At 66.5% G+C, this 6,516-nt stretch carries 7 protein-coding genes; 5 read left to right on the top strand and 2 right to left on the bottom strand.

Annotated features, from left to right (window positions below; translation table 11 throughout):
- From ACTIAO_RS13115 to ACTIAO_RS13105, 3 genes are all read left to right on the top strand, one after another.
- The coding region (locus ACTIAO_RS13115; protein ID WP_441906665.1) for a heparan-alpha-glucosaminide N-acetyltransferase domain-containing protein at positions 1-1,094 on the top strand (1,094 nt) is incomplete at its 5' end.
- Positions 1,091-2,521 carry an argininosuccinate lyase gene (gene argH / locus ACTIAO_RS13110; protein ID WP_441906664.1) on the top strand — a complete coding sequence of 477 codons (1,431 nt, stop codon included), beginning with the start codon at positions 1,091-1,093 and terminating at the stop codon, positions 2,519-2,521. The genes ACTIAO_RS13115 and argH, both read left to right, overlap by 4 nt.
- Before the next feature lie 74 nt (positions 2,522-2,595).
- Positions 2,596-3,240, top strand: a complete 645-nt coding sequence (locus ACTIAO_RS13105; protein WP_441906663.1) for a SatD family protein — start codon at positions 2,596-2,598, stop codon at positions 3,238-3,240.
- 10 nt (positions 3,241-3,250) lie between these two features.
- On the opposite strand, the gene ACTIAO_RS13100 is transcribed toward ACTIAO_RS13105, so the two are convergent.
- Positions 3,251-3,838: a hypothetical protein gene (locus tag ACTIAO_RS13100; protein WP_441906662.1), complete on the bottom strand. Its 588-nt coding sequence runs from the start codon at positions 3,836-3,838 to the stop codon at positions 3,251-3,253.
- 73 nt (positions 3,839-3,911) lie between these two features.
- Between ACTIAO_RS13100 and tyrS the strand changes: the two genes are divergently transcribed.
- Both tyrS and ACTIAO_RS13090 read left to right on the top strand, forming a co-directional pair.
- Complete coding sequence (gene tyrS / locus ACTIAO_RS13095; protein ID WP_441906661.1) at positions 3,912-5,213, top strand: tyrosine--tRNA ligase; 1,302 nt, start codon at positions 3,912-3,914, stop codon at positions 5,211-5,213.
- 1 nt (position 5,214) lies between these two features.
- The gene (locus ACTIAO_RS13090) at positions 5,215-6,024 is read left to right on the top strand and encodes a DUF4184 family protein (protein WP_441906660.1); all 810 of its coding nucleotides are present in this window, start codon (positions 5,215-5,217) and stop codon (positions 6,022-6,024) included.
- On the opposite strand, the gene ACTIAO_RS13085 is transcribed toward ACTIAO_RS13090, so the two are convergent.
- Positions 5,975-6,516: CoA transferase (locus ACTIAO_RS13085; protein ID WP_441906659.1), on the bottom strand; the 542-nt coding region annotated here is incomplete at its 5' end. The genes ACTIAO_RS13090 and ACTIAO_RS13085 overlap by 50 nt on opposite strands.

Here is a 6,516-nt window from a genome sequence, read left to right as displayed (position 1 = left end):
GTGTGCGCGAGAATTGGAACCGCCTGAACGGTCCTGATCGGATCACCGGAGTCGATCTCGCGCGCGGCCTCGCCATCATCGGAATGTTCGCGGCGCATCTGCTCGAGACGGCCGAGCACTTCGTGTGGACGGACCCCGCGACCTGGATCGCGCTCGTGGACGGACGCTCGTCGATCCTGTTCGCAACGCTCGCCGGCGTTTCGATCGGGCTCGTCACCGGCGGCCGCACTCCGCTGGGAGGGCATCGGATGTCGGTTGCCCGGGGGCGACTCGCACTGCGTGCCGCGATGCTGCTCATCCTCGGCATCCTGCTCATCCTCACCGGCGTCCCCGTGTACGTCATTCTCCCCGCCTACGCGATTCTGTTCCTACTGGCACTGCCGTTCACCGGGATGCGGTCGCGCGCCGTCCTGTGGACGGCAGCTGCGCTCGCCGTCATCATGCCATTCGTCCAGCCGGCGCTGAACGCGCTTCCGATCTGGCAGATGCCGTTCAGCGCAGAGCTGGATGCCTTCACCGGATGGCACTATCCGTTCACCGTGTGGATCGCGTTCGTGCTCGCCGGTCTCGGCATCGCCAGGGCTGGACTCACGCGCATCGGGGCTCAGGTTCGGATGCTGGTCGCCGGAACCGTGCTCGCAACGATCGGCTACGGACTCGCCGAACTTCCCGCGCCCGCCGCGGACCCCTACTTGTGGTCGGTATGGTCGGCGCAGCCGCACTCGTCCGGACTGTTCGAGGTGATCGGATCCGGCGGATTCGTGATCGCGGTCCTCGCAGCCTGCCTGCTGCTGTGCCGAGTGCAGGTGCTGAGAGTGATCACCCTGCCTCTGCGTGCGGCCGGCGCTATGCCGCTGACGGCATACGCGGCCCAGCTGTTGATCTGGGCGATCATCGCGGGAATCGTGCTCGGCGATACCGGTGACCTGTTCGGGTTCCGTGATCTCGACCCGTTCTGGCCGCTCACCATCGGCACGATCCTCGGATGCACCGCCTGGGCGCTGCTCGTCGGCCGCGGCCCGCTGGAGTGGGTGCTCGACCGCACAGCGAAGGCCGTCGTGGGTACGCCGACCGCCGCTAGGCTGGAACGATGAGCGACGCGAAGCACGACGGCACGAACGAGGGCGCACTCTGGGGTGCACGATTCGCATCGGGGCCGTCCCCGGAACTCGTCGAACTCAGCCGTTCCACGCACTTCGACTGGATTCTCGCCCCCTACGACATCGCCGGTTCGCACGCGCACGCCAAGGCGCTCGCGGCCGCCGGATATCTCGAAGCCGATGAAGAGCTGCGCATGCACGAGGGGTTGGATGCCGTAGCCCGAAAGGTCGCCGACGGCACGATCGTTCCTGCTGTCACGGACGAAGACGTGCACGGCGCGCTCGAGCAGGCGCTCATCGCCGAACTCGGACCCGAGCTCGGGGGACGCCTGCGTGCCGGTCGTTCGCGCAATGACCAGATCGCCACCCTCGTGCGGATGTACCTGATCGATCACGCCAAGGTCATCGCCCGCGACATCCTTCGGGTCATCGACGCGCTGGTCGCACAGGCCGAAGTACACCCCGAAGCAATCCTGCCCGGTCGCACGCATCTGCAGCATGCGCAGCCGGTGCTGCTCGCCCACCACCTGCAGGCGCACGCCTGGCCGCTCGTGCGCGAACTTGAGCGCCTCGTCGATTGGCGCGTCCGCGCTGGCGTCTCGCCGTACGGCGGGGGAGCACTCGCGGGCTCCACGCTGGGCCTGGATCCCGAGCTCGTCGCCCGTGAGCTGGGGCTGGATCGCCCCGCGGAGAACTCGCTCGACGGCACGGCCGCCCGTGACGTCGTCGCCGAGTTCGCCTTCATCACCGCGATGATCGGCGTCGATCTTTCGCGTCTGTCCGAGGAGATCATCCTGTGGAACACGCGCGAGTTCGGATTCGTCACGCTGCACGACAGCTACTCGACCGGCTCGAGCATCATGCCGCAGAAGAAGAACCCCGATATCGCCGAGCTCGCCCGTGGCAAGTCCGGTCGCCTGATCGGAAACCTCACGGGTCTCATGGCGACGCTCAAGGGGCTTCCCCTTGCGTACAACCGCGACCTTCAGGAGGACAAGGAGCCGGTCTTCGACTCGGTGAACACGCTCGAGGTCGTGTTGCCTGCGTTCGCCGGTATGGTCGCCACACTGCGTTTCGATACCGCGCGCATGGCAGAGCTCGCACCTCAAGGGTTCTCGCTGGCCACGGACGTCGCCGAGTGGCTCGTCAAGCAACGTGTGCCGTTCCGCGATGCGCACGAGATCTCCGGCGCGCTGGTTCGCGCCTGCGAGGAACAGGGGATCGGACTCGAGGATGCTGACGATGCGCTGCTCGCTCAGGTATCCGAGCACCTGACGCCCGAGGTGCGCGAGGTGCTTACGATCGAGGGATCCGTCGCGTCGCGAACGGGTGCGGGTGGCACTGCTCCGGTGCGTGTCGAAGAGCAGCGCGCCGAGCTCATCGCCCGGTCGCAGAAGGCTGCTCACGCTCTCGGAATCTGATGCGACGCAACTGATATTCCCGCAATATCAGCCTGACGCTTATGTTTTCAATATATAAGTGATATCCTCATGCTATGACGATCGCAGTCACAGCAGACATCATCGGTTCTCGGCAGCTTGCTGATCGCGCCGACGCGCAACGGGCGTTCGACGAGACGATCGCACGCGTCGAAGAAGACCTCCCTGTCGCGAAGCACGGGTTGCGTCCGACGGTCGGTGACGAGCAACAGGCGGTCTACCCGACGCTCGAGGCAGCTCTGGGAGCAACCCTTCTGCTGCGGCTGGCCCTGCCTGATGGTGTCGAGTTCCGCTACGGCATCGGAATCGGCGACGTCGGGAGAGTGCCGTCCGCGGCATCCGAGCGAGGTATCTCCGACGGTCCGGGATGGTGGGCCGCACGCAGCGCCATCGAACACGTGGAGGTGCTGCAGAGGCGCGCAGCACCGCAGGCGCGCAGCTGGATCGTCGCCGACGCGAGTGTGCAGGATCCGAATGCGGATGCCGTGCGGTGGGCTAACGCCTACCTGCTCACGCGCGATGAGCTCGTCGGAGCGATGTCAGAGCGCGTTCGCCGGCTGACTTACGGACGCTGCCTGTCGCTGACTCAGCGGGAACTCGCCGCTGCCGAGGGCATCACCCAGTCAGCGGTGTCGCAGGGCTTGTCGACATCGGGTGCCTCAGCCGTCATCGAGGGATTTCGACTGCTCGGGCTCCGGTGAAGCCGGGCGCTCATCCGAGGCAGAAACGGATGATCGCCCCGATCACCCCGGCCCACAGCAGACTCGCGACAGTGCCGATGATGAACCGCTCGCGCGCCTCGGGCTCGGCGAGCTCGGGGAACCGGCCGATGCCTTTGACGGCGATGACGGCGGCGACCGCCTCGGGGAAGCCGACGACGACCGCGATTACTGCGGCGAGACGCTCCAGGTAGCCGATCACCGTACCGCCGCGCATCAGCGTGCGCGGATGTTCGGGGTCGGCGTCGTGCGCGGCGATGATGAGGATGCCGCCGTCCGCCGTCTCGCGCACGCGATCACCTGAGGCGATGTCGAGGGCGCGCCGCGCGAACGGGTTGCCACCGATTGTTGCCGCGGCGATCCCCACGGCGGTCAGGGGGATGCCGGCGAGCACCGCCATATCGGTCGGAGGCACCACCACGACGATGACCAGGGCCGCCGCGATGAGCGCACTGGCAACCACCATCGGAGCCGTGGAAGGCGCCCGGAGGTTCGTCAGTGAGATCACGAGCACCACGCACATCACCACGGCGATGCTCGCGGCCACGATGATCGATAGGAGCGGATCGGCCGAAGACATGCCGACAGCTTCGCATGGGCATCCGACATCGTCGGTGAACGGCACCGGTTGTCGCGCTGATAACCTGGATCGCGTGTCAACACCCCCTCTGACGACTGCCCCGCAGGCGATCGATCCCACGTTCGAGAACGTATGGGACGAGATCGTCTGGCGCGGCCTCGTTCACGTGTCCACCGACCAGGAGGCGCTGCGCGCCCTGCTCGCAGGGGACCCGATCACGTATTACTGCGGTTTCGACCCGACGGCCCCGAGCCTGCATCTGGGACATCTCGTGCAGCTGCTGTTGCTGCGCCGTCTGCAGCTCGCCGGGCACAAGCCACTCGGCCTCGTCGGCGGATCGACCGGTCTCATCGGCGATCCTCGCCCCACTGCTGAACGCACCCTCAACACCAGGGAGACCGTTGCCGAGTGGGTCGACAGCCTGCGTTCACAGGTCGAGCGGTACCTGAGCTTCGAGGGCGACAATGCCGCGCGCATGGTGAACAATCTCGACTGGACTGCTCCACTGAGCGCGATCGACTTCCTGCGCGAGATCGGCAAGCACTACCGCGTCGGGACGATGCTCAAGAAGGATGCCGTCAGCGCACGGCTGAACTCGGATGAGGGCATTAGCTACACCGAGTTCAGCTACCAGATCCTGCAGGGACTCGATTTCCTCGAGCTCTACCGTCAGTACGACTGCGTGCTGCAGACCGGGGGATCTGACCAGTGGGGCAACCTCACCAGTGGCACCGACCTCATCCGTCGTACCGAGGGCGTCGCGGCACATGCGATCGGAACCCCGCTGATCACGAACAGCGACGGGACGAAGTTCGGCAAGAGCGAGGGCAACGCCATCTGGATTGACGCGGACCTGACCAGCCCGTACGCGTTCTACCAGTTCTGGCTGGCCACTGCAGATGCCGACGTCGTCGAACGGCTCAAGGTCTTCACGTTCCTCACGCGCGCTGAGATCGCGGAGTACGAGAATCTCGTCGCGACCGAGCCGTTCCGTCGCGCTGCGCAGAAGCGTCTCGCTCTCGAAGTAGTCGCGACGGTGCACGGCGTGGATGCCACGGCAGCGGTCATCGCGGCATCCGAAGCGCTGTTCGGCCAGGGCGACCTGACGTCGCTCGATGCGGCCACGCTGCGGACGGCACTCGAAGAGCTTCCGAATGCGACAGTCGCAGCGGGGACATCGGTCGTCGATGCGCTCGTCGCGACAGGGCTGGTGGCGAGTCTGTCCGAGGCGCGGCGCGCGATCACGCAGGGCGGCGTTTCACTCGACGGTGTCCGTGTGGAAGACGACGCGGCCGTGGTCGAGGGGACCCTGCCCGGGGGAGTATCGGTGCTGCGCCGCGGCAAGAAGACGCTCGCGGGCGTATTCATCGGCTGAGATGCCGTTCACACCGAGCCACGCGGTCGTCGCGCTGCCGTTTCTGCGCACCCCGCTGGTTCCTGCGGCAATCGCGATCGGTGCGATGACGCCGGACCTGCCGTTGTTCCTGCGCGGGTTCGGTGTCACATACGCGTTCACGCATACATACGCGAACATCGTCTGGACGGCGGTCGTCGCGCTCGGACTGTTTCTGCTGTGGCGCGTCGTACTGCGTCCTGTCGTGCCAGAACTCGCCCCGAGGTGGCTCGCCCGCCGGCTTCCCACTGAGTGGGATATCACTGCGGCGGACGCGCTGAACGACGCACTCGGCATCGGCCGTCGGTGGACGCATGGGGCGTCGCTCGCAGCATCCCTGCTGCTCGGTGTTCTTTCGCACATCCTGTGGGACGCATTCACTCATGAGGGGCGGCTCGGTCTGCAGCTCCTGCCCGCACTGGCTGAGCAGTGGGGTCCCCTGCAGGGGTACAAGTGGCTGCAGCACGGATCGAGCGTCGTCGGTCTTCTGATCATCGGGATCTGGGCGCTGGTCTGGCAGCGGCGTGCTGTGCGGCGAGATACCGTCACGCGGACGACATGGCCGTGGGTCAGGATGCTCTGGTGGCTTTCGTTGCCGGCCACCCTCGTCATCGCGTGGGCGATCGGCTACGCGCGGCTCGGGCCGCTCACGGATGACTTCACCGTGCAGCACCTCGCGTACCGCACGTTGCCGCAGGCATGCGGCATCTGGGCGATGCTCACCCTCGCCCTGTGCGTGATTCTCACCATTGTGCGGCGTCAGAGCCCCACGGCCGCGGCGCTGCGAAGCTGAAGCCCGGTATCGCGGATCGCACGGTGGTGACGGCATGCCCGCCGACCGCGAAACTCTGTCGGTGATCCGCCGGGTCGATCGCGCTCTCAGGCGCAGGCTCGGGACGCCGCGGCATCCCGAGCAGTTCAGCAGCGACGCGACGCAGTGACGTGGCCACTTGCCAGGTCCCGCCGTCGGCGCTCTGACGGGTGAGTGCAGCGCATACTCCGGCAGCGAGCAGATATCCGGCGCTGTGATCGAGTGCCTGGGCGGGAAGCGCACCCGGAGTCTCACCATCAGCAGACTCGATCAGAGCGATCCCGGATTCGGCCTGCACAAGACTGTCAAAGCCGGCACGGTCCGGGTGACCGGATCCCCACGCACTCAATTGCGCGATGACCAGACCGGGGTGTTGCTGGGCAAGTGCATCGGGGGAGAGCCCGAGTCGTGCTAGTGCTGCAGGACGATAGCCGAGTACGACGACGTCGGCCTCGCGGAGCAAGGACGCCATCG

It is taken from the genome of Microbacterium sp. (assembly GCF_052099035.1).
Lineage (GTDB): Bacteria > Actinomycetota > Actinomycetes > Actinomycetales > Microbacteriaceae > Microbacterium.
The sequence above is the reverse complement of the archived record's forward strand: the minus strand, read 5'-3'. Positions and strand labels throughout refer to the sequence as shown.

Coding starts and splice junctions, on each gene's coding strand:
- argH (WP_441906664.1), top strand. CDS start 1,091: ATGAGCGACGCGAAGCACGACGGCACGAACGAGGGCGCACTCTGGGGT.
- ACTIAO_RS13105 (WP_441906663.1), top strand. CDS start 2,596: ATGACGATCGCAGTCACAGCAGACATCATCGGTTCTCGGCAGCTTGCT.
- ACTIAO_RS13100 (WP_441906662.1), bottom strand. CDS start 3,838: ATGTCTTCGGCCGATCCGCTCCTATCGATCATCGTGGCCGCGAGCATC.
- ACTIAO_RS13090 (WP_441906660.1), top strand. CDS start 5,215: ATGCCGTTCACACCGAGCCACGCGGTCGTCGCGCTGCCGTTTCTGCGC.